The organism is Victivallis lenta (assembly GCF_009695545.1).
Taxonomy (GTDB): domain Bacteria; phylum Verrucomicrobiota; class Lentisphaeria; order Victivallales; family Victivallaceae; genus Victivallis; species Victivallis lenta.
The window spans coordinates 195,405-219,020 of sequence record NZ_VUNS01000003.1 but is presented as its reverse complement, the minus strand read 5'-3'; the positions used below and the strand labels follow the sequence as shown (position 1 = coordinate 219,020).

The window sequence follows — 23,616 nt, the reverse complement described above, 5'->3', positions numbered from 1 at the left end:
GCCGCGAACCGGTTTTTTCAAATGTTTCGCCGGCCGGCAGGAAACTATGCCATGCAGACGCTCTTATTTCATAACAGCTTTAACTGAAAGGAATTGAACATGAAGAAAAAAAGTTCCTCCTTCACTCTGATCGAACTTCTGGTGGTTATTGCAATCATCGCCATCCTGGCCTCGATGCTGCTGCCCGCGCTGAACAGGGCGCGCAGCGTCGCGCGGGGAACGACCTGCAAAAACAACCTGAAGCAGCTCGGGCTGGCCGTCCACATGTATCTCGGCAATCACAATGACTTCTTCTTTCCGTACACCCAGACCGGCGGCCACTGGACCGGAATCCTGGTCCGGGACCGGTATGCCGCCAAAAACCAGATGAAATGTCCCGAACGCACCCGGCTGCTGCCGACCTCCGAATGGTACCGGGACTTCTGGAACAATCCGACGATGAAGCTGAATGCACCCGCCGACAGCGACTGGACCATCTGCGATTACGGCGTCAATCACAAATACATCGCCCCTGCCGGCAGCGGCGTCCGCCTCACGATGTGCCGCCGGAGTTCCGACACGGTCCTGCTGGTAGAATCCGCCCGGAAAAACCGCGAGCTTTTCGACCTGTCGCCCCTCGGCTACTACATCGTGGACAACACCTATTCCGCGCCCGGTTCCGGCCAGACGGTCTGGCCGGCTCACAACGGCCTCTCCGAATGCAACGTCGTCTACGTCGACGGCCATGTGGCCGGGGCGAAATCCACGCGCACCGGCGAACACGCGGCGGAACAGCTGCTCAATACCCGCGGGACTCCGCTCTACGGCCCGTGGGTGGACGGCAGCTACCGCAACGACGAAAGCAAATGGGTCCGCCACGACGGAGTATTTTAAGATGCGCAAACTGATCCTCATCGGCGTCTGTCTGGCCGCGGCGGTACTGTCTGCGGGCGAACCGCTTTACAAAGGGAAATTCCGGGAATTCCCGGTTCCCGGCACAATCGCCGCTGCCGCCGGCACCGTCGAACTGACCCTGAACCCGGCCAAGCCCGCCTCGGAATTTGAGAACGAATGGGCTTTTGCGTTTTCGATGGTTCCGGCCATCGAGGGAGAAGAAGCGGCCCGCACTCTTCTCGGAATTTGCATTTCCAGCGGAGAAAACGGCCAGCGCGCGCTGCTCGGCGTCGCCCGGAGCGGAAAGCAGACTGCCCGCGTCTCCGGCCCCCGCGAACAGATATTCGTCAAGGGCAGACCGGTCAACGTCGCCCTGAGCTGGGGCGAAGCGGGGCTGATCCTCAGCGTCGACGGCCGGGAACTTTCGCAGGCGCCTTTCTCCGGAAAACTCTCTCCGATGCCGGGCAGTTTCTCCGTCTCGGCGGGACCGCCGTTCTTCGCAAGCGCCATCCGGGTCTCCGCCCGGCAGCTGCAGGGCGCGGAACTCGACTCGACCCCGGATACGCCCTTCCCGCCCGGAGAATCCACAACGCTGCTGGCGGACCTCCGCTCCGGCAAAACGGAGCTTCTGACCGCCGCCGGGCAGAGCGGCGCCACCCTGCTGCCGGTATGGTCGTTCGACGATTCGCTCTCTCTTCCGGGTGAAAAAGCGGTGCTGCGTCTCTCCGGCGCCAATTTCTCCGATACGGAACAGGACTTCCTCCTGCGCCTCACCGGCAGAGAGACCGACGGCGCCGCACTGCCGGAAGTGCGCGAAACAATCCGCATTCCGGCCCGGACCCGGCAGAAAGAGTTTCAGATCGAACTGCCGGTCAGAACCCCGGGACATTACAGCTTCACGCTGGAGTGCGGCGGCGAACGTTATGTCTTCTCGCATGCTGAACTGAACCGGCCCGATGAGGAACTGCCGGACGGCCGTTTCGCCGACTACATCGGCCACCATCTTTTCGACCTCCCGCACGTGCTTGCGAAAACCGGAATCCGCAACAGCCGCAGCGATGCCTTCCACTGGTTCATCGTGGAGCCGGAAAAGGGACAGTTTGACTGGCGCTGGAGCGATGCCATCGTGGAGCGAAACCGGGAAGCAGGCATCCGCATGCTCGGCATTCTCGGCTCTCCGCCGGTCTGGGCGGCGGATTCCGCAATCGTCCCCACCCACAAAAACGCCGACATGTCCGCCCGGCGCAAGCCCGCCGACCCGGACGACTGGGAGCGCTACGTCCGTGCCGTCGCGGAACGTTACCGCGGCAAGGTTGCCGCCTGGGAGATCTGGAACGAAGTCGACTGGCACCCGCCCGCCCCGGCCGCAAGCTTTTCCGGTTCCACCGCCGACTATCTGGAGCTCCTGAAAAGGGCGCACCGGGCCATCCGTTCCGCCGATCCCGAAGCGAAGATCCTGGTCAGCGGTTTCGGTTACGGAGCCGCCTGCGACAACGCCATGCCGTTCGAGCTGCTGACTCTCGGAGCCGCCTCTTACTGCGACTTCTATAACGTCCACTCCTACCAGGGGCTCAAGGGAATCGCGGAGTTGAAGCGGGCAGTCGAACAAGCCCGGCCCGGCATGAAGCTCTGGCAGACCGAACAGATGTGGCACACCATCGCCGACCCCGCGATGCAGGCGAAGCTGACTGCGGCGATTCAATTCTGGTTCATCGAAGAAGGGTTCGAAAAATACTTCAGCTTCGGAGAGGATTTCTTCTTTTCGCACCAGACGCTTTCGCCGATTCCGTCGCTGCCGGCGCTCGCGTTCGCCCAGGCGATGCTGCGCAAATGCGATCGCTACACCGGACAGGTGACGCAAACTCCGCTCGATCTCCGTCACGGCTTCCGCCGCACCGACGGAAGCATCCTGACTGTCCTCGGCCGGACCGCCGCTACAGCGGTCTGGGAACTCGAAGGCGAAGTCGACGCCGTCTACGATCTCTACGGACGCGAGGTGAAATTCTCCGGCGCCTCCGGAAAATACCGGACGCTGCGTCCGACGGAAATCATCTATGTCGTCAGCAGGCAGAAGCTCACCGGCTTCAAAGAGATCGCGGAGACGACCAACTTCTGTCCGAATTACTCCTTTGAAGAAATTTCCGGCGACGTGGCGACCGGCGGTCTCAAAAACGCCGCCGCAATGCAGTGGCAGCTGCGCGACAGGCAGTTCGATCCGCAGGGACGCATTGCGGTAACCACCGATGCGGCGACAGGAAACTACGCCTTGGAACTGACTTCGTCCGGAGCCGGACGGGTTTACGCCTTCTTCGACGCCCGCGTGCCGGGGCCGGAGCGCTGTCTCTTCAGCGGCAGTTTTAAAAATACCGGCGCCAAACCCGTTTCTCCCTACTTCGATGTGTTCGACCGGAACAGCGGTTACTTCAAACGCTATCATACCGCTCCGGTTGCGCCGGGAGACGGTTTCGTCCGGCGCAGCGTGGAAGTCGAGATCCCGGCGAGCGATGCGACGCTGGTTTTCTGCGTCGGAATCGAGCGGCCCGGCACACTGGTCATGGATGACATCGCGCTGGAGAGAGTGTCGAATACACCGATCCCCGGCTGCACGCCGCTCCCGCTGCCGGCCGGCGCTCCCCGCGCCTCCCTCGGAGAGAAACACGTCGGCACGGAGGAGCTCGGCAAAGCGCTGCACGGGAAAGAGCTGATCCATCGGATTCCGTTTCGCTTTTCCTCTGCTCCGGTACTGCTTTCCGCCGCTGCATGGAAAGGAATCCACGGCTCCCGGCTGACGCTTCCGGTCGATGTCCGGCCGGAGAAGCTGTTTCTCCTGCTGACCGCCGCTTATGTACCGGAACAAGCGGAGACGCTGGGCCGCGTCCATTTTGTCCGCCGCGACGGCAGCCGCACTTCTCCGGCGGAACTGTGCAACAAACGGGAGCTGCGCGACTGGTTCCTGGCCGCGGACAGCCGCGGAATTCCGCCTGCCTTCCGTTTTGTCACGCCGCGTATGCTCGAATACGGCCTTTTTCTCGTGGAAATCGACAATCCCGATCCGACGGCAGATATCGCCGCCGTAGAACTGGAAGCAACCGGCGAATCCCTCCTGATCCTCGCCGGAGCCTCGCTTCTTGCAAAGTAAAAAAATCCGGCGGATGCACTTTCGATACTCCAAAGCATCCGCCGGAAACCATATCGCAAGCTCAAAGAAAAACTTCATCCAGAATCAGGTATTGTAAAATTTGAAGAATTCGTATGGTATTGCAAAATCAGAGTAAGGTTGCCGACTTTTCATTTGACCTAGATCACATCAGAACTATTCTCTGCACCGGGCACTACCCGGTAAAAGTTGTGATTTGATGTAATTTGAAGGTGGGTTATATTTAAACAATGAGCCAATTCCTCAATGTTCTGGTTGTGATTTGATGTAATTTGAAGGTGGGTTATATTTTTCGGTTGTGATTCTTTCGCTGGCCGTTTGTTGTGATTTGATGTAATTTGAAGGTGGGTTATATTTATCAATTTGGTCTTCATTAGAGGCTGGCAGTTGTGATTTGATGTAATTTGAAGGTGGGTTATATTCCCGTCCTTGAGTTCGACCGCGTTTTTGATGTTGTGATTTGATGTAATTTGAAGGTGGGTTATATTAAACCGAGGGTGTTGCCCATTGCCTTTAGGGTTGTGATTTGATGTAATTTGAAGGTGGGTTATATTCGCCTGTTCCGGGTGCTGGAGGTCGTACCGGTTGTGATTTGATGTAATTTGAAGGTGGGTTATATTAGACGCTGTACGTGTTCACCGGCGTTGTGCGTTGTGATTTGATGTAATTTGAAGGTGGGTTATATTTCTACAACCAAATGATCTAGCATTACCGGAGTTGTGATTTGATGTAATTTGAAGGTGGGTTATATTATATGAAGTGCGGCTAAATGACGGCAGGGTGTTGTGATTTGATGTAATTTGAAGGTGGGTTATATTGTTCGAGGCGGTACTCCCAGACGTCCGAGAGTTGTGATTTGATGTAATTTGAAGGTGGGTTATATTCCGTGGTACGGCTACGAGATGCTGCGCAACGTTGTGATTTGATGTAATTTGAAGGTGGGTTATATTATTTCCGCAATATGCTGTTCGACGACGAATGTTGTGATTTGATGTAATTTGAAGGTGGGTTATATTTTCTGATATTCATCGGAGATATCGTTGGATGTTGTGATTTGATGTAATTTGAAGGTGGGTTATATTATTGGGGTTGCAACTCCTTTAGTATGAGAAACATCTTTGATATTTTTCAGAGTTTTTTTTAAAAAAGCTCCAATTGAAGAGGTGCGGGCGGCGGCGGAGTGGTTTTTCTACCGACAAAAGTCCGCGTGTCGCTGAATTGACGGTCGGTCACTTTCAAAACCGTGACAATACCTTCCGCCGGAACCATTGCTTCAACCCGGTTGATGTGCACCAGAGCATTCTCTCCGGTAGCACAGTGCCGGATGTAGACGGAAAACTGCATCATTTGAAATCCGTCCTTGATTAAATCATGACGAAATCCGGCAGCGGCTTTCCGTTGCGCCTTCGTATTGGTCGGTAAATCGAACATCACATAGATCCACATCGCCGCATACCTGCTGACAGCTTGATATTCCGCACTCATTTTTTCACAAATTCCGGATATTTTACAACCGTTTCCTCCCGCAGAAAACAACGAACCAGCGATGCGGAAGTACAGCTGATGCTGTTCAGAAGAGGACGCCTTTCCGTTCCCGATATGACATCCGCCGTTAAAAGCTGGAGCAGTTGTGCTTTTTGAACCTTTCCCAATTCCGGCACGACAAAAAAATCACGGGAGGAGAAAACCATCTCGTCCACAAACGGACGGAACGGCTCCATGATGTCGTCCGCAAGCCCAAAAGGATTGTACTGATTCGAGTGGTGAATCCCCGCCACGCAAAGCAGCCCGGAACCCGTCAAGGCACGGGCCACTGCCGCCCGCAAAATGGCGTATCCGTAATTCAGCGCGGGATTCGGAGGAATCCCGTCCCGACAACGGGAAAATGCTTCCGGTTCGGCGAGCTGCTGAAAATAATATCGTGCAGCCACGGCTTCCGCATTGTCGGAGTCTCCCGCCTTAACTGATTCCGCCAGCACACGCAACCGTCGATCCGGCAAGCCCAGGCGCTTCAGGCATTCAGCCTGATTGATGATCTTGGCCTTGACCGTCTGCCGCCAGAGACGGGCTTTCAGCGCCTCGGTGGCCCGCAGCTGCGCTTCCGTATGCCGTTGCGCCAGCGTGTTCCCGGAAAACGGCTGAAGCATTGCCGAGGGCATGTGCGCATGATCGCAGACGACAACGGCAATATTCTCTTTCGCCAGTGCATTGAGACATGCCGTTGTCACGGCAAGCTGCAGAGACTCCAGAACGATGAAACCAAGATCTTCCAGCGGAAATGTCCGCTTCTCCGAAGCATCGTTTGCATTTCGCATTTCATAAGCCAGCAGAGAATGTTCGAGAAACAACCTGCCGGGAGATCCGAAAAACAGCGTCCGCTTCAGCATGACCATCTCCACTCTGAGGATTTTATTTCAGAAAACGTATTTCGCCGTCAATGGACATGACAAAATCAATTCCTTCGAAGATCAAATGATTCGAAAATTCTCCACTGGTGATTTTCAACAGCTTTGCCGGCTCCTGGAAAAAAATGGTTGACGCCTCTTCGACTCCCAGCGTTTTTTTCATTTCCTCCTGTACCTCGGATTTGGCCCTGGCCTCGCAATGATAACGAAGACTCAAGCGTTGAATATCCTTTTCTATCACAATAATTTTATACAACCGCTTATTGAGTTCCCGCCGAGATAGTTTTTTCAATTCGTCAGGCGTATTTTCATAGGCGAGCACCATGGTTCCCGGCGCAATGAAACCGAGGAATTCGCCCACCCCCGGCTGTTTTTCCGGAGGAACATAGTCTGGCCGCTTATGTGCGTTCGCCCAGTTCCAGAGCGATTGCAGACAATAGCAGAGTTTTCCCCGAGGCGCCCGGAAGAGCGCCGCTTTGAAATTGCCGCCCTTGGCCGTATCGGCATAAATGTAGTTTTTGTATTCCGCTTCGGATGCATAGGCGTGTCTCCGGATTTTCAACGGCTCTGCAGTTCGGACGAAACTCCGGACTTTGCGGATCGGCGGCCCTTGGAAGACGTCGTCCCCGGATCTCATGCGAAAACCACCCTCATCCATCGCTTCTTTGAAGCTTTTCCCTGAACTCATGCGGAGACGAAGCTGAGCGGATACGGCCTCCCGAATCGCAGGATCGACAATTGCGGCGAGAGCGGATTCAGTTTTGAAATTTTGAGAGTTCAACTCTTTGCGCAGGACGGATTTTTTTTCACCGGATTCCGGGTCTCTGATCCGTCCGAAATAACTTTCTTTATGCAGCTGCCCGCGGACTGTGTCGCCGCCGGCAGTTACCACCCGCCGGAGTCCGCCATCCGCCGTTTTGTACGGCGTGACAAGATGAACTTGTTTTTTAGCCTGCTTCGTTTCATTGTGCCGGATAAAATGGGTGACCAGAATCTCTTCTGATTTTTCAAATACATCTTCCGGGAACGAGCGCCACGGATAGGCGTCGGGCAAAGTACTGTTGTATCGGGCGTATGCCATCGCCTTTTCCTCGTCAGCCCGATATGCCGCGCTGATCTTCTGGAAGAAATCCTCCGTCAAGGCCGCAATGCACATGGCATCGATGGCATGATGCCGGTGATCGCAGCGGTCTTTCCTTTCATAGATTCCCTGCACACCCCACGCTTTTCTTACCCATTCCGTCACGCGCCCGTTTCTGGAGTAGGTATTTCCATAAACGGATTTCAGCAGAAAAACCGCATGCCGGGCGATGATTCCGGTATCCGCCAGCTGCCGTCTGGAAAATCCTTTCCGGCGCAACTCCTCATCCGTAATTTCAAAGGCGGCCAGTTTGGCGCACCAGTATTCGAATTCTCTTCTGCATTCGAGCATTTCGACCCGTTTCTGCGGATTGCCTCTGGCGGCAGAACGGAGCTTTTCCAGACGCGAACGCAGATTTTCCCGCTTTTCCTCCCAACCGGCAACTTTGATATTCTCCCGGATCGAGTTGTATTCCTTCCATTTTACGTCATAATTCGGACAAGCCGTCGGCAGACCGTTTTTCTTGGTGTAGCGGTTGTAATCCGTGAAACAGAGAGTCAAATTTTCCCTGCTGCTGTCCCCGCCCCGGGAACGCGGAACGGTGTGTTCAAGCTCAACAAGGTCGTTTTCGCTCATCAAATCCGCCAGCCCGATTGCTTTCCCGGTGTAAAGACAGTGTTTGTTCTGTTCCATCCAGAGGACATAGCGTAAAATCCGCTCTTCGGTCGCTTCAAATCCCTCTGCTTCGATCGCTTCCTTATATTGTTTGCGCAGATTTTCCTGTTTTTTCTGATCGTTCGCAACAGCCATACGCGTATTTTTGTCATTTACCGAACGGGCGAGTTCCACATGAATCTCGGTATCTGCATTGATTTTCCCCGTTTTGCGAAGATGATTGACCAGACGTCGGAGAACGTTAAGCGACCGGTACACCATCGGATTGTAGATCATTCCCAAATTCACTTCCGGAAGAATCCCGGATCGGGTGTGATCCTGATAGTCGGAACGGCTGTTGTAGCGGTACAGCAATTCAAAACGATCCGGTGTCACATGAAATTCATCCTCCAGATAGTGTTTGATCCGTTCCGTCAGGGAAAGAAATGCGGCCCGTTCGCCGGATTCCGACGCCGATTCCCGCTCCATACGCCAGTCGGCCTCCAACTGTTCCATATCCGCAATAATTTTCTCCCCGTTTTTCTGAAAAACGTCTTTCCCAAGTACATCCGGTAGTTTTGCCAGAAACACCGCTCGGGTCTGAATATGCCCTGCTTCAAGGAAAGGCAGAATCTTCCGGATCGCATAAAGACTGAAATTCGCATACCCTGTCGGAATTCGAATCTTGACAAATTTTTCCGCCTGATCTACAGTCAAACCGGCTCGTTCGATGGCAAAATTTTTCAGCATACCGTCGTCATCGAAAAATGTAAGAGCGTCAAACAGGATCTGGTAATCCATGCTTTTCGGTTTGTTGTCGCGCCCGATGTATTCATGGTGCCAGGCGAAAAGATCTTCAGTTCCCAGTATTTTCTGCAACTGGTTCGTGACGGGAGATGATGCGATCGATTTATCCGGGGGATAATTCCACTCTGACCATTCATTCTTCGGATATCCGGGGTATAATTTCCGAACCAGTTTTTCAAATTCAAAACTTGGCTTGCTGACCAGAAAAGCAGCCTGTGCTTTCTGCCGTTCCCGTTCATTCAGAGGAACGCCATTCTTTCTGATGCTGTTGATGAACGAAAGCATCCGATAGCGTTCAAACAGCGGATGGCCGATCAGACAGCGAACTCGTTTTTTCTCCAGAGAACAATGCCCTGCAAGATATTTCTGCGAACGCAGGGGGCGTTGCAGGAAAATGGCCTTTCTCATTTCAGAGACAAAGGGTTCCGGAAGATTCTGCACTTCGCATATTTTGTCAAATTCCGGCTCATAGTGCTCTTTTCTTCCGCAACGGTTGATTTTCCGGATTTTTTCAGACTTCTGGAACAGTTCATAGAAATACTGCCCCAAAGTGCACTGTTTTCTTTGCAGAATTTCAGTCAGGCGGTTGATCTCCTGCTTAAAACTGGTCAATTCTTTTTCGTTCGAACCGGAGGTCTCTTTGCGGGAACTCCTGAAGCCCCGCCGAATCGCCAGATGATAAAACGCCCGTCCCAATTCGAGTGGCGGCAACTTCCGTTCGGCGGCTTTAGCCCGAAAATAATAGGGATTGTCTTCTTTCGTGCTGCTGAGCCAGGCGATGAATTCTCGGTTTTCAATGGGAAATTTTCCATTCCGAATCCAATTTTGCAATTCAGGTATGGTCAATGGGCACATCTGATTTTCAATCAGTACCTTCAAGGTATGATATTTTCTCAGACGGCGACGGTATTTCAAGCGACGTGCAGCCCGGAATTTCCGCCGCTCGGCAGCCGGGGAACATTCTGCCTCCCTCCCTTTTTCTTCAGGAATCCCCTGTTGGAATACGACCACTCCCGTGTCAACAAACACCTTTTGAAAAGGATCCAGAATTGCCCAGCCAAGAGAATTCGTTCCGACATCAAGTCCGAGGATACGACTCATGATTTTGTTCCTTTTCTCAAAAATGGAATTTGCAAAATTATTTTGTTGTGATAAGTTAATATCATCTTATCACAACAAGGCTATATGCCGAAGGTGATTACACCTGTGAGACCGGTTCGCCGGCCTCTTTTTTTTGTACATGATTTTCAAAAAGCTTTTCTCAAGTTCTGCCGAATGCGGAGAGCAATTGATATACACGGTAGTCTTCATTTTATTTCCGTTTGGACGAATCGCCCCCTTAAATGGTCACAGAGAATGTGATCATTTGCCTGAAATAATGCGGTTGAGGGTCAACGCTGCCCCGGAATGATCTCAAGCCAGTAGCCGTCGGGCTACTTTCATTAGTACATAAATGTATTATTGGGGACGCCAAACGAATTTCCATTGTTCATGAAAATCGATAAGTTCTTTGCGAACAGGATTATTAAGAATATAGTCCTCTATTTGTTTCAGATGTTCATCATTTCGTATACGGTGTTCGAAAAAGCCGTCTTGAAAATTGATTCGGTAATTTCTTGCAAGATACTTTTTCAAAGTTGAAATTGATTTATCAATACCATCTTTTGCAGAAAAAGAAAATATTCCATGCATATGATCCGGCATCAACAAAACCAATCTTGAAAAAATCATCTGCTTTTGAGCATAAAACTCCAATGCCGAAAATATGCCTTTGCTTATAGTTGGCGTGCAAAGCTGATTACTTCCACGCTCTTTGCAATTGATTGTAATAAAGTATAACTCCTCTTCAAGCCGAATCCAATCCGGAATTACATGAGAAGTCGTTTTTCTTACTGGAAATAACTCATTGTTCAAAGAGAACGCTTGGGTAGGGCGCTCTGTCCCCAGAGCGCCGTTCGCTTTATTTTGAGCTTCAGGTTTAGTCTTTACAACAAATTTCCGCATTGTGAATCTTTTAACCGATTGTCATTCATAAGTGAACGGCTGTCTGAGGACAGACAGCCCTACCATACTTTTCGACTTTATAAGCAACACCCCAAGCCCGTAGTTGTCGGGATATTCTTGTTAACATCATTTTATACGACAACCATATTTCCATTGTTCGTGAAAATAGTATCTGATCAGGGACTGCTTTCAAAAGCATTTAACTTAATGCAAATTGTTCCTTCAATGCGTTTCTCAATTCATCTGGAGATAATAGTTTTTTGCGATTTCTGTGAACTACTCTGTGGCAATTTGCGCAAATAGTGATTAAATCGTTGCGTGGGTCGATTTTTCTAACCCCTTCTCCTGATGCCAAAGGGGTCAGGTGATGTACTTCGATATAGCCGTCACCGTACTCACCATACACCTTTTTAAAGTCGAAATTACATATTTTACACTTTAAACCATGTATTCTTATTGCTGCCCCTTTTACTTGAGGATTTCTTTCGTATTGCTTGCTGAGGCGATATATGAGATCGCCTTCTTCATAATTGTTTTCAATGGAGGTGACTACTTTGGAAGCATGAGAAGATGTATCTACACTATCCTCAAACAAATCATTTGTATATAATGGAGGAACTGTACCAGTCTGCTCTCCGTAAATATATAAAAATAAATTTATTACATTTGGAACATTCTCTTTTTCAGTCAAAGATATCCCGAATAGTTTATCTGGCTGGCCTTTCCAATCGGGAGCTTTTCCTATCGAAAAATTCAATGAGCTCGCATAATTCACATACTTATTGTCAATGTAAATCTGAATAGATTCAACTTGAAGATCAATTCGTGCAATGATTTTGCGAGACAAAGGTGGATAAACGCCAAAATATCTTTCTGTAGCCTTTACGAAACCATTCGGCATTTTTTTCTCAATCTCATCTATAAGCGCTAAAAGCAAGAATCTTAAAGGTCTACCGTTTTTCGATAAAATACGATTTCTTGTTTCAAGGTTCAAAATAAAATCCTCCAAAGTATTGGTATTTTGAAGCGTGATCACACTACAGAAAAAACGCCTTTTAGGAACTCGATTGTTTTTTTACAATCATATAATATGATATGTCCTTGCATAATCCAGGCAAGAGAATTTCTCTTTACCGCTTCTCTGGAATAACCTCCAACCAGTAGTTATCGGGCAACCGGGTTATAAAGAATTGTTTTCCATGTCTGTTGTTTTACATCTCCATGCTTTACAATTATATAAAATTTTACGCCAAAATATCCGCAGAGTTAAACTTCTATAAATCTCGAAGCATGTGATACAACAAGATCTGGGCGATATTGCTTTAGTTGTGCTATTCTATTAGCTGTCAATTTACTTACAATGTTCTGGTTATCATTACGGTATAGTCAATAGAACCAATTGGGAATTAAAAAAGAATTTTTACGAAAACTATTTATTTTTTCTTGAAGACAAGTCACGTCTTCCATTGTAATATCTTTGTCCCGATTCTGGATAATAAGCTCAAAAAGTTTCTCCGCCATTTTTATTTTATCTAATTTTAATTTATATGATCTTAACTTGCGAAACAAGCAAACAATACAAAAAAACAGTGGGAATGTAAATAAAAGATTAAAAAGGAAGCCTATTTTTAATGTTCCAAAGAAAAGCATAATTATTATCGTTAGTAAAAACAGAAGAGCATAGTTCCAATTTAAAAATTTCTTTACGAGACGAGTTCCCCAGTCAATACATTCAAGTTGACATAAGTAAATTGCTACGGTATTACGTCGCACATCGCTTACGTCTGAGTACCAGTTTTGCAAAGAACATTCTGATAAGTGTTTTTTATTTAAAACAAATCTTTTTTTCTTATTTGCAATCATTAATATTTGCTCTCGCTCCAAGTCGCTTAGCAATATTTGTAGATTACTTGTTCCAAGGTCATATACCCGATTATCAAACTCTGCTTGAATTTCTGCCGCTTGACTGTGATTTTTTTTAGCATAATATTCGACAAAAAAATTTACAATAGTCATGATCGTTACAAAAGTTCCAGCAAACACCTTGTAATGTTCTGCTGTACAATACGAGATAATTACTGATGTAGCCAAAACGAAAAAATAAACACCCCAAAGAAATCTTGCTTGGTCATATAAAAACCGCTGACAATACAATAATTCAAGGCAATCTGGTTGATTTTGACGTTCATTAATCATATTTGGCAAGGTTAGTATTATATAAAGACCTTCTTTATTTCACATTCAGCATCGTAGTCACGCGCCATTGATTCGTACATTTGGGCCTTTTCAATATGATTTAATGCCGTGTCTATACGAGTATTAGTCATGGAAGGAAGCTTTTTTATTTCTTCAAATGCACGAGTCAAATAGTCTGTATATGAGGAACACGAGTAGCGTGCAAATCTAAGTTCCTCAGCTATTTTTCTTTCTATTTCAAAAGATGCATAAAATCTATAATTTTTTTTGATGTTCCAAAATTTTATTAACCTAATGATCGGCTTAATTTTATAACCATTCTCTTGATTACATTCATTCAACATTTTATCATATTCATATGGATTAGTATAACGCCAGTCACTCGGTCCATCAGGAATATTTATTGTCCCATAAGCATAATATGCAGGAATCAATTCAAATTTTATTCGACTTAACTCCAAAACAATAGTCGGATTATCTTGATATATTTCAGAACGAGAGTAAGATTGGTTTACAAAGCTTTTGATTCTATTTAAAAATGCTTGAGGTTTGTGATTCTCTGGATTATCAAATATAATCATGATATCCACATCTGAATTTTCATCGACATTACGGGGTAATATTGTATGACGAGCATAAGAGCCAAATACAGCTTTTCCTGATACTCCAGAAAAATAATTATCTATTTTACTAAACAATGAAGTAAGTGATGTCGTAATACCCCTCTTCTCGGCATCGGAAAGTACGAGACTACTAGCAAGGTTGTCCAAGTAAGTATTTATTGACATTTTCCACCCTTGATTATATTCTGTATGTTTTGTTTTTCTGCTACAATCATGTCTTTAGTACAAATCACTGCGCATTGCTCTAAAGACCATATACCGTCAATTACCGTTTTTCAGGAAGAACCTCGAGCCAGTACGAATCCGGATCTTCGCAAAAGTAGATCCCCATTTCGGGGTTTTCGTAGCAGATGCAGCCCATCTTCTCATGGCGGGCGTGGGCGGCTTCATAATCATCGACCTTGAATGCCAGATGAAATTCGTTGTCGCCAAGATTGTACGGCTCCTTGCGGTCTCGGAGCCAGGTCAGTTCCAGCTGGTGAGAGCTGTTCCCGTCCTCCAGATAGACGATGATGAAGCTCCCGTCCTTCGCTTCGATCCGCCGCACCTCGTGCATGTCAAAAGCGTCACGGTAGAATTTCAGGCTCTTTGCAAGGTCGAGCACGTTGAAGTTGTTGTGTACCATCCGGAATTTCATCGCAATACCTCCATTGGCTACTCTTTGATAGATCACATCCTCTATTCGTAATATATCGTAAAAAATTCAAGAAATCAAACTCTTTTACTGCTAAGGCAAGAAAAATGGAGCTGACAAATCCATTGCCAGCTCCAGCTCTGCAGAGCTCAGTTCAATGCCTACTTCATGAGTTGAGGAGGAACCCTGATCATATCTACCCCTCGAACCTTCTTGGTAGCCAAGTTATGCTTTTTCGAGATCTTGGTCAAGGCTCTTCCGAAAAGGTTTGCGTCAAAATTTTCGTCTACCATGCCTCGGATCTCCCGGCGGCTTTTGAAGTTCCATTCCTCTTCTGCGGCTTCCCAATCGAAGAACTCTTCGATCTCCACTTCGTATTTGATGTTCTCCTGAGCAGGCTTATTGCGGCCTATCAGAATCTTCATCTCATCCTCATTGAGCCGGAAAGCATTGTTATCTTTCTCCCACTCTCGTTTAATCTGGGCCCAAAGTTGCCAGATTTCTTTGTGGATTTCCCGCAATGCAGGAAGATCAATATTCGTGACCGGAATCAACCACCAACGACGGTTTTCTCCCTCTGTCAAAAACTGCGGGGTATTCACTGTCGCACAGTATGAGGTCATGCGTGGATGATCAATGATCTGAGTTTCATATTCACGCCTGTAGGAATCCTTGCCCTTGGTGATAAAACCTTTCAGCAATGCCTGATGTTTCTTGGTCGTATGGTCGCATTCGCCAATTTCCACAATCCAGTGGCTTGTCGCAACTCGAACAGAGTCCCTGTCATCTGTGTCGATCGCTATGCCACTCAAAAAGCACGTTTCAGGAATAGGAGTTAAATATCGAAAAAATGATGTCTTCCCTATTCCCTCCGGCCCTTGCAGAGTGAGAATGCCTTCACTGCCCCAACTGCCCTCGGTATTATTCAGCATTGCCCAGCATTGAATCAACCATTTTTTGACAAGCATCCTTGAAAAATCATCGAGGGGGCTCAGGGTATTGCAGACGGCACTGATGCGATCAACCCCGTCCCATTGGACGTCTTCCAGTGTATCTTTGACAGGATTGTATGAGTGGCTATAACCGATCGCATTGATCAACCTCACCATGCATTCATAAGAACAACCCGTATACTTGGGCCGCATGAGAGCGCAAAGTTCGTCTGCCAAAATTCGCGTCATGTCATATCCGGGAGGCGTTTCAATCCAGGGGAAGCCAGAAACCTCCAACTTTTTCGTAAGCTCATTATATTTGATTTCTCCTTTTGCGCCCGGTATTTTGGAAATGAACTCCTCCACATGATGAAAACGAACGGCAGGCTTTTTCCCTTTCCGATCATCTGCTGCCAGTGGGATATTGCGCGTCACCATGGTATCCGAGCTTTCAGTGTCAAGCGACAAATTCTGAATACCATACTTCTGGTACCATTCGTCAAAATGCAGATAATCTGGAATAACAAATACCGGGTATTGATACCCTTGCTTGCGCCTGCCAAGCGGATATCGACTCCAACGCCCAAGAGATTTGCAATTCTCATCAGCGCTAATTCCATAAGACTTCGCGTAGCGATAAACCAATGCAGTCCGTTTCCTGTATTCTTCGGCGTTATCTGCTCCAATATGGATAAGTGCATGAATGCTTTTCCCACCGGAATGGATGCCTGCGAAAAGAGGTAACGGAACGCTTCTCAACAGACGATACTGCTCCTCAAGAGGCAACGCATCCGATTCCAGCAATGCCCAGGTAAACGTCTTTACATTTTCTGCCCGAACAGAATTTTTTTCTGAGAGTTTAACCTTATTGAGCTGCCAATAGATCCCTTCAAAGTCTTCATCATCATCCATGCAAGATAATTCTGATAAAAATTCCTGCAGTTTCTCTTCGGTATATTGCGAGATTTCAGCATTCCGGTTAATCCCCTTCTTGTCCCCGAGTGACCAGGCGAAACTCAGGTCTGGATGGATTTCATGGATGATGGTGGAGGCATCCGTTATCGCCTGCAGAGGGTTGAACACCGGAAGTGTCCAATTATTTTCGGCTCTCTTTAAAAGTTTTTCATACGCCTCCTCCGATGTTTCGTGAGGCGTCAACTGCCAGGCACTTTTGCAGGACTCTTCACTCTCATACTTTTCAGAATCACCTTTGCTCCATTCATGAAAAACATCGAATGGAAAGCCCGCGGCTTTACAAAGACCAGCGATGGCAAGCCAGTTATTATAGTCTTTGTACTTTTCAACAGGAATCTTTTGCATGATTTCCTCCGGTGTCATACGTCCTTTGCTCTCTCGGGTTGCATCTGTCAGTTTTTTGTTCTGCATTTTGGGGACGATAGTCATTTTTATGACCTCCTATTGCCGAGCGTTAATACGTGAAAAGTTTCGGCATTCCTATTCACGTCAGAGAACTCCCTATGAGCCCTCTTACGCGTATCTATGAAGCGGTTTCTATTTTTCCTCTCGTTTTTAGCCCTTTTTTGGGGCATTTAAAGAGGGATTTTTTAATAAAAACCGGCCTTTGCAATCGCATAACAATCTGGCAATAAAGGCATAAAAAATTTTCTTAATTTTTTTTAGTTTTTTTTCAAAAATCCCCTTAAAGCAGTATTCAAAAAAGATGTTTTGATTCAAAAGGGGGGCTATATGAAAATATATGGGGGGAGAGGGGGAGAGGGGGGAGATACTTTTCATTTTCTTGCTTTTTCTTTTTTTTAACATCTTATTTTTCAAAAGAAGAGGAAAAAAACTCCCCCCCTCCCCCCTAGTATTCATCAGGATAGTAAAACTCGGACAACCTGGATTCTGGATGAGAATGGGATGAAGAGGCGGGGAGCCCCCCGGCCCCCCTTGTTTTATGGCGGCCGGGAAAACATCTTATGAGAATCGAAAGCCGAAAGAACTTCCTGACGGTCTAGACGGAAAGAGAAAAAGCAGCAGGGCGGTTGATCCTGTAAGAATCAACCGCCCTGTATTTCGCTGGGAGCAAAAATTTTTTCGCAGAAACGGAAGCCGTCACCTTATAATCTGAAACTGCGTCACAGAATCATAGCCACAAGAAATAACAGCTTATTTCTGCTTGAGCATTCGAAACGACAACGCTTTTTTTGAGATTTTGCCGTTTCTCTCCTGCAACAGCTTATCCGAGTCAAAGCTGTACAGGGGTTCAAGCATAAAGTAACATTCGACTTTATGCAGCCGCTCTTCCGGTTTGACACGTTGAAAAAACGTTGTCAAGGATTCCTTTTCATGAGAATACGGATTGAACCAATAGAGCTTCTCCAAACCGCCACGCAGCAGTTCCTCGTAATTGGACGCGATTCGCATGGCGTGTTCATCATTGTCAATGTAATCAATCAACGGTTGAACCAGTCCGGCATTCTTCATCGCGGTCTTTGAACAGAGAAAGGTTACCAGCAGTTCCGGGAGGTCGCAATGATTCACGAAAGACAGGTAATATGGAATCTCGCTGATGTGGCTCAATTCACGCAGTCCGCGCAGGTAACATGTTTTGATGTAGCGCGGCTTATATTTCCATGCGTTTTCATTGTCTTCCAGACAGGGAGCCTCATCACACCCGATAAAGTCATCTGTCGGAGCGGATTTCATCCAACGAACCAGCAAATCCTTGATTTGTTCGAATTGAGACGCACTTACGCCCCACGGCCCCGGAGTCAGTTTTCGTTTCTCCATGGTAACATCCCTTCATGTTAGCAGGCATCCTGATTGACGCCCTGCATTGATATGAAGCGGATGGAATTTTTTATTGAAATATTACGGTAAACTGTTTCAATAACACCCGAGGAACGTTGCAGAGTTGCCTTCTTCACCGATGAAACAGAAAACATAGTCGCAGTTCCGGAAAGTCTCGGGATACTGCTCACACTGGTAAATCTCGATGTAGCCTTTGTCATAGATAGCCTTGGTTACAAGTATTAAACTGTAGGAGCAATAATAGATGTGATCTAAGTGTTTTACCATTGCCTTTCCTTGAAAAAGTGAGCCATTTGCTGAATCGCGATTTTTTGAGAGGCCGTAAGTGTCTCTTCATATTTTTTCAGGCCAGCAATAAATCGAATCTTTTGGGGGACATCTTCAACAAAATATTTTAAATAGTCGTCTTTTTTTAAAGCAAGAATGAAGTACTTTGCATGACCAACCCCGCGACCGAAAGGGTTGTTTTGTTCTCGTACGTCAACTTGGCTCGGGCGAAATGAAGTTGAGGTACCAGATTCAAAAAGGATCAGCAATTCATTAACAGGAACATTTCCTATGTTAGTATGAAAAAGCAACTGCGGTATTCGCAATGTATCTTTTTCTACAAGAATAATTTCTATTGAAAAATAATATGGATTACGCCAATTCGTCTCTTCTAATAATTGGGTAACATTAGAATGAGTAGCTAGGTCGCTATAATAATAAGTACAACCAGCCATTTCATCATATTTTTTTACTGGCTCTTTCTGTATTTGTTGTTTAGGTTCATCTATTTCTTTGTTTCTCATCGTTAAAAACCGTTGTTTCATCTGCTGAAAACGAACGGTATTTAACCAATCTTGAGCGTTCTCATAATATTGATTAGCTTTTTCTTTGCAACGTTGAGCTTCATTTAAATATTTTCTTGCATCGCTAAAGAACCCTAAGTCGGATGAGCGACTGGACAAACTAAGATATTTATACCCGCTATTTAAAAAACTGTAAGCCAAAATGACTTGATTTAAAAAATTGCTTTCAGCAGAACTCAACCCCGGGTGCCATGCTTTGATTTCATTAGCCTTGCATTCAAAATCTGTCATCATGCGAGAAAAAGTGTCTGTGTATTCGCATGTTGAATACTGTTCAGATGTACTATCGAAATCAGTTAGTAATTGATCTAATGCAATGATTGCCTTCTTTACATTTTCCTGTTTTCTAGCTTGTTCCGCCGCGGCGTTTTGTTCTTCCAATTTTCGTTTATATGATTCTTTGAGTTTCTTAATCAATGCAGGAATTTCTTGTCTATTTGTGGCAAATTTGTAGCTATTCAGCATTTTGACAGAAAGCTTGTTGCTAAACGGTTCAGTAGCGAATTTCTCGCCAAGCATTTTAAGTGCATCAGCAGCGTTCATTTGCTCAATTCTCTGAATCAATGCAGTAAGTTCTTCTGTTTGAGCTTTAGCTTGTTTTTCATATTCATTTCTTTGCTTTTTCTGATATTTAAGAAATGCTTCCCTTTCTTCTTGATATTTCTGCTTCAATGTCTTTACTTCATCCAATTCTTCCTGAAGATGCGTTTTTTCCGAATCGTTTAATTCGTCTTCTGTAATACGAGTAGACCCATAAGCGTGCATAATACGAACACCTTCCCGATCCACTCCTATAATTGTCACATCTTCATATTTACCAAGTTTTCTGAAAAATTTATCAGCAGAATAACTGTTGACGACAGTAAATATCGCTGTGCTGAACGCAATAATGTAGTAGAATGCTTTCATAGCAAAAAACTCCTATCATCAGTTGATAATCATTGAGGGGACATTTTGCAATAAGATCGGCCTCCCCTTATTTGAGGGCAGATTATCTCTGCGATTCCTTCAGAACACTTTGAAGATTCTTGATTGCGGAGTCAAGGTAATTTATCATATCGTTCAAGTCCTTGTGCCGAAAATCGGGGTGCAATTCAAACTGCTGGTTGATATTTTCATACCGACCGCAACGAATCACAACATCAAGACTGCGCCGAAACGCACCCCAGGCATTGGAAACTTTAACGAGATTCATTGTAATGGGTCAGCTCCATATTTGTTTTCGCCTTCTTGTCCTCTAATACAACCAATTACAATGAAAACGATTCCCCATAAGTATCCCACAATAGTTAAAAAAACAGGAAGAATGTTATTCTCTATTTCGCAAAGCGTTATAATTGAATTCAAAATTGTTAATCCTCCGATGCATAGTGAAACTACCATAAGGGTGAAACCATTCAGTCCAATATCATTTGCACGCCTTGACAAAACACAGGCTTGCGGAACAATCGTTGCCAAAGAAAATAGAAAAGTTATAACAGCCCCCAAATTAATAAGAGTTTCGTCATGAGTGGCTGTTCCGACTATAGCAAATAGCCTGGAAAGAACGCCAAAAAACGTTAAAAAAAGCATTGTTCCCCAAAATTCCTTTCTACGTGCTCGGTCCTTATAATTGCAATATTTCTTCGTAACTGCTTGCAAGAAATATTGGAAGAGAGAAAGATTCAATGGGGAATAATTTATTGATTGTATTTTCACGGAATTCGTTTCTCTTATATTCTGCGGAAAACTATTCCTTACTGATAGTTTTTGTCCGCAAAAGGGACAAAAAGCTTCTTTATCTTGATTATCTTCAATTTCAACTTCTTCTGCACAGTATTGACAAATAAACTTGATTTTCTTTTGTTCAATTAAATCCTTTTTGCAGAATCTGCAGAAAATTGCTTCTTCCTTTATTGCCTCTCCGCAGAATGGACATACTTTTTCACCCGACTTGATCGTTCTGACATCTTTTAAAGGTGCAGACAGTCTTATCTCTTTTAGCTCATAGGAATTTTTGTCGTCAAACGGAATAGTTTGCGGAACAATAATTTCTTTGTTACAATGCGGGCAGTCCACTTTTACCCCTCTTAAAGAATCATCTGCAGCAATATGTTTGCCACAAACTGGACAATAAAATTTCATTTCAGCCATTTTCTTTTCCTTTCGTGGGCTTCATTTTCGACTACCATTTGGTAATATTATATTAAAAATTTTCAGAGCTATTAGGAATGTAATCGTAACCGATAAATAATTATTGTCCTCCCATAATCAAAAAGAGAACTATTTGAAAATTGAAATCCAGAATCCCAATGCAAAAAGAGAAGCTATCCAGAAACATATAAGCCCTGTTCCTAAAGATGCAGAATATTTTGACTCTCCTTTGCAAATAAGAATAATTCCCAAGACCAGAAACAACCAACCGACAATAGGCATAATCATGACTGCAAATGCACAACCAAGAACAACCCCAACGCTAAATTTCCCCGTTTGTGCCGCATGGCGACCGCAAAGGCGCTCTGTCAAAGAAATTTTGGTGTCCTGTCCGTATGTACCAACATTTGGGGGCATATTGGCGTATGAGTTAAAATTTTGTGGTGAAATATACTGCTTGCACCAACGACAGAAAACAGCTTCTTTTTTTATGATTTCACCGCATTTCGGGCATTTCCGTTCATTTGAAGCAAGAAACTGCGGTTTGATAGGGCAGCACTGTACAATGGCTGGAATTTTGATCATTGCAGAACAAAATGGGCACCGAGTTTCTTGACCCCGCCATTCTTCTTGTGCTTCAAGGATTTGATTGCATTGCGAACAATGAAAGGTAAAACTCGCCACGGTAATCTCCTAGTTCCGTTTTTTCAGTTTAAAACATGCTGAAATCAAAGATTTCAAAAAGAGGCGTAATATGCTCTCAAACCACGCCATTCTTCCTCCAAACGAATGCACTCACCACATTACGGGGCAACAGAAACTGAAATGAGCCACGTTAATCTCCTTGTATTTGAGTTTGCCAAATACTTATGAAGCCGTTAAGTATTTTCAGACAAAATTAGAGGATATTCCGGAACGCTCAAAATATCCTCCGGGGAAACCTTATTTTGTGTTAACGTAATCGGTTCGTTGTCGGAAGAGTAACGAACAACATTGTCAAGCCCTTTGTCAAGACTATCATTGTAAACCTTGTTCAAGGATTTTGCCTTTTCTTCATCCGTAACGTACTGGATTAAAACTTTTGCATGACGCCAGTTTTCTAAAGCAATGCGGGAACACAAAAATATTTCCAGCGCATTTCCTGAAAAATCAAGCGAAATAAGCAAGTCGGCAATTTCGAAGGGATTTTTTGCACCCCGAATTTTTGCCAGAAAACATCGCTTTACATACGGATCAGAGTAAAGTTTCTCGTCGTTCTCGTAGTAAAGGGTATACTGGTAACTGCTGAATTTCTCGGCAGGAACTTTTCGCAACCACTTGCATACGATTTCTTTAACAACGCTGAGCTTATAATCGTAATAAGCCACTCGTCCCGGATTACGCCTACCGCTGAACATTATTTTCAGTCTTTCAAAAGAATTTCCAACAATCTTTTTTCGACCACGGGAGTTGCACTTTCCGTAATAACAAACTCCTGTCCTCGGCTTGCGCTTTGAAAATATTCCGGGCAGAAACTGCTTTCCGCAGTATGGTAAGTCATATTGCACTGTCCCGACTCCTTGTTTACCCAGGGAATCGATTCGTAATCCCAGTGCGTAAGGCAATCGGAATCTTTCTTTGTAAGGGCAAGTCGGTCGTCCCAATTAAAGACTCCGTAGCCGGGAAGTTTACCTTCTCCGAACGAAAGGAACTCGCTACCGACGTAAAGGGTGTTGTTGGTAACGCTTTTATCCTGATAACGCTCCTGTGCATGGGGGTGCCAGGAATACTCTTTTATTTCCTCCGGGTCGGAAATCACTTTATCAACTTGCATGTAACCCCAGAGCGCATGAAACGGCTTTCCGGTATAGTTGAAGTGCTCGTCCACTTTTTGAAACAAACCAAAAAACAAAAATACGTCCCCTGCCCCGATTTCGTTGTTGGAAAGGTGAGTTTGCGCTGCGTCGCATTGTCCAAAACACGGTACCCAGTTTTCCGGAACGGACTTGTAAAGTTCTTTGCGAATATCGGGATCAAGGTGGTAATATCCCGAAAGTCCCGAAAAACCACGCAAAGCAAGGTCTTCAAACTTTCTGTTGGAATCAAACATAACACCGGCAGTGTTCTGCTCCGGGATGGGCAGCGAAAGCATTGTACCATCAGGCAAGACCGGACTGGGCTTTCCTCCGAACTGGGAATCGGCTCCTTTGCGACTCAGGACAAACTTCATAGCGTAGCTCCTTTACTTGCTATGGTTTACGGTGCGCCCTCATTAAAAATAAAAGAAGGCGTACCTGTTACACACGGTCGCTCACGGCCTACCACAGCCAAAGATGAATCATGCGAGCAGGTACGCCTGCAAAACGCAAGCGCCCTACAACGGCATTCATCTTTTGGCGTATAGTAGAGTGGTAGTTCTGAGCGACGCCAGTTGTAAAAAATGTTACTTTAACATTTTCCCAAATCTCTTTTTAAGGTTTACGAACGACTTCCTTTTATCAATCTACCATAA

17 protein-coding genes and 1 CRISPR repeat array are annotated in these 23,616 nt (G+C 45.9%); of the genes, 2 read left to right on the top strand and 15 right to left on the bottom strand.

Annotation, left to right across the window (positions count from 1 at the left end):
* Window positions 1-99 precede the first annotated feature (99 nt).
* Complete coding sequence (locus FYJ85_RS04695; protein ID WP_106053872.1) at window positions 100-873, top strand: type II secretion system protein; 774 nt, start codon at window positions 100-102, stop codon at window positions 871-873.
* Between the two features lies 1 nt (window position 874).
* On the top strand, window positions 875-4,012 hold the full coding sequence (locus FYJ85_RS04690) for a beta-galactosidase (protein WP_206212973.1): 3,138 nt from the start codon (window positions 875-877) through the stop codon (window positions 4,010-4,012).
* A 206-nt stretch (window positions 4,013-4,218) separates the two neighbouring features.
* Window positions 4,219-5,112: a CRISPR direct-repeat array (repeat unit 36 nt; unit sequence GTTGTGATTTGATGTAATTTGAAGGTGGGTTATATT).
* A gap of 58 nt (window positions 5,113-5,170) precedes the next feature.
* On the opposite strand, the gene cas2 is transcribed toward FYJ85_RS04690, so the two are convergent.
* From cas2 to FYJ85_RS04615, 15 genes are all read right to left on the bottom strand, one after another.
* A complete protein-coding gene (cas2, locus tag FYJ85_RS04685) occupies window positions 5,171-5,515 on the bottom strand; it encodes a CRISPR-associated endonuclease Cas2 (RefSeq protein WP_206212972.1) in 345 nt (114 codons plus the stop codon).
* Window positions 5,512-6,417 carry a type II CRISPR-associated endonuclease Cas1 gene (cas1, locus tag FYJ85_RS04680; RefSeq protein ID WP_206212971.1) on the bottom strand — a complete coding sequence of 302 codons (906 nt, stop codon included), beginning with the start codon at window positions 6,415-6,417 and terminating at the stop codon, window positions 5,512-5,514. Before cas1 ends, cas2 begins: the two co-directional genes overlap by 4 nt.
* A 22-nt stretch (window positions 6,418-6,439) precedes the next feature.
* The gene (cas9, locus tag FYJ85_RS04675) at window positions 6,440-10,078 is read right to left on the bottom strand and encodes a type II CRISPR RNA-guided endonuclease Cas9 (protein WP_154417137.1); all 3,639 of its coding nucleotides are present in this window, start codon (window positions 10,076-10,078) and stop codon (window positions 6,440-6,442) included.
* Between the two features lie 357 nt (window positions 10,079-10,435).
* Window positions 10,436-10,981, bottom strand: coding sequence for a transposase (locus FYJ85_RS04670; RefSeq protein ID WP_106053876.1), 546 nt, complete (start codon window positions 10,979-10,981; stop codon window positions 10,436-10,438).
* Between the two features lie 199 nt (window positions 10,982-11,180).
* Complete coding sequence (locus FYJ85_RS04665) at window positions 11,181-12,017, bottom strand: HNH endonuclease (RefSeq protein ID WP_154417136.1); 837 nt, start codon at window positions 12,015-12,017, stop codon at window positions 11,181-11,183.
* A 350-nt stretch (window positions 12,018-12,367) separates the two neighbouring features.
* Entirely contained in the window at window positions 12,368-13,177 is an 810-nt protein-coding gene (locus FYJ85_RS04660) for an S-4TM family putative pore-forming effector (protein WP_206212970.1), read from the bottom strand.
* A gap of 17 nt (window positions 13,178-13,194) precedes the next feature.
* Window positions 13,195-13,965 (bottom strand): SMODS domain-containing nucleotidyltransferase, encoded by a 771-nt coding sequence (locus FYJ85_RS04655; RefSeq protein WP_154417134.1) that lies wholly within the window; start codon window positions 13,963-13,965, stop codon window positions 13,195-13,197.
* 100 nt (window positions 13,966-14,065) lie between these two features.
* Window positions 14,066-14,437, bottom strand: a complete 372-nt coding sequence (locus tag FYJ85_RS04650; RefSeq protein ID WP_154417133.1) for a VOC family protein — start codon at window positions 14,435-14,437, stop codon at window positions 14,066-14,068.
* Between the two features lie 158 nt (window positions 14,438-14,595).
* Complete coding sequence (locus tag FYJ85_RS04645) at window positions 14,596-16,770, bottom strand: VapE domain-containing protein (RefSeq protein WP_154417132.1); 2,175 nt, start codon at window positions 16,768-16,770, stop codon at window positions 14,596-14,598.
* A 726-nt stretch (window positions 16,771-17,496) separates the two neighbouring features.
* A complete protein-coding gene (locus tag FYJ85_RS04640) occupies window positions 17,497-18,120 on the bottom strand; it encodes a hypothetical protein (protein ID WP_154417131.1) in 624 nt (207 codons plus the stop codon).
* A 281-nt stretch (window positions 18,121-18,401) separates the two neighbouring features.
* A complete protein-coding gene (locus FYJ85_RS04635) occupies window positions 18,402-19,901 on the bottom strand; it encodes a hypothetical protein (RefSeq protein WP_154417130.1) in 1,500 nt (499 codons plus the stop codon).
* Window positions 19,902-20,183: 282 nt separating this feature from the next.
* On the bottom strand, window positions 20,184-21,125 hold the full coding sequence (locus FYJ85_RS04630; protein WP_154417129.1) for a DUF805 domain-containing protein: 942 nt from the start codon (window positions 21,123-21,125) through the stop codon (window positions 20,184-20,186).
* A gap of 129 nt (window positions 21,126-21,254) precedes the next feature.
* Window positions 21,255-21,809, bottom strand: a complete 555-nt coding sequence (locus FYJ85_RS04625) for a zinc ribbon domain-containing protein (protein ID WP_154417128.1) — start codon at window positions 21,807-21,809, stop codon at window positions 21,255-21,257.
* A gap of 194 nt (window positions 21,810-22,003) precedes the next feature.
* Window positions 22,004-22,492, bottom strand: coding sequence for a hypothetical protein (locus FYJ85_RS04620; protein ID WP_154417127.1), 489 nt, complete (start codon window positions 22,490-22,492; stop codon window positions 22,004-22,006).
* Between the two features lie 35 nt (window positions 22,493-22,527).
* Complete coding sequence (locus FYJ85_RS04615; RefSeq protein WP_154417126.1) at window positions 22,528-23,334, bottom strand: Nmad3 family putative nucleotide modification protein; 807 nt, start codon at window positions 23,332-23,334, stop codon at window positions 22,528-22,530.
* Window positions 23,335-23,616: the final 282 nt, after the last annotated feature.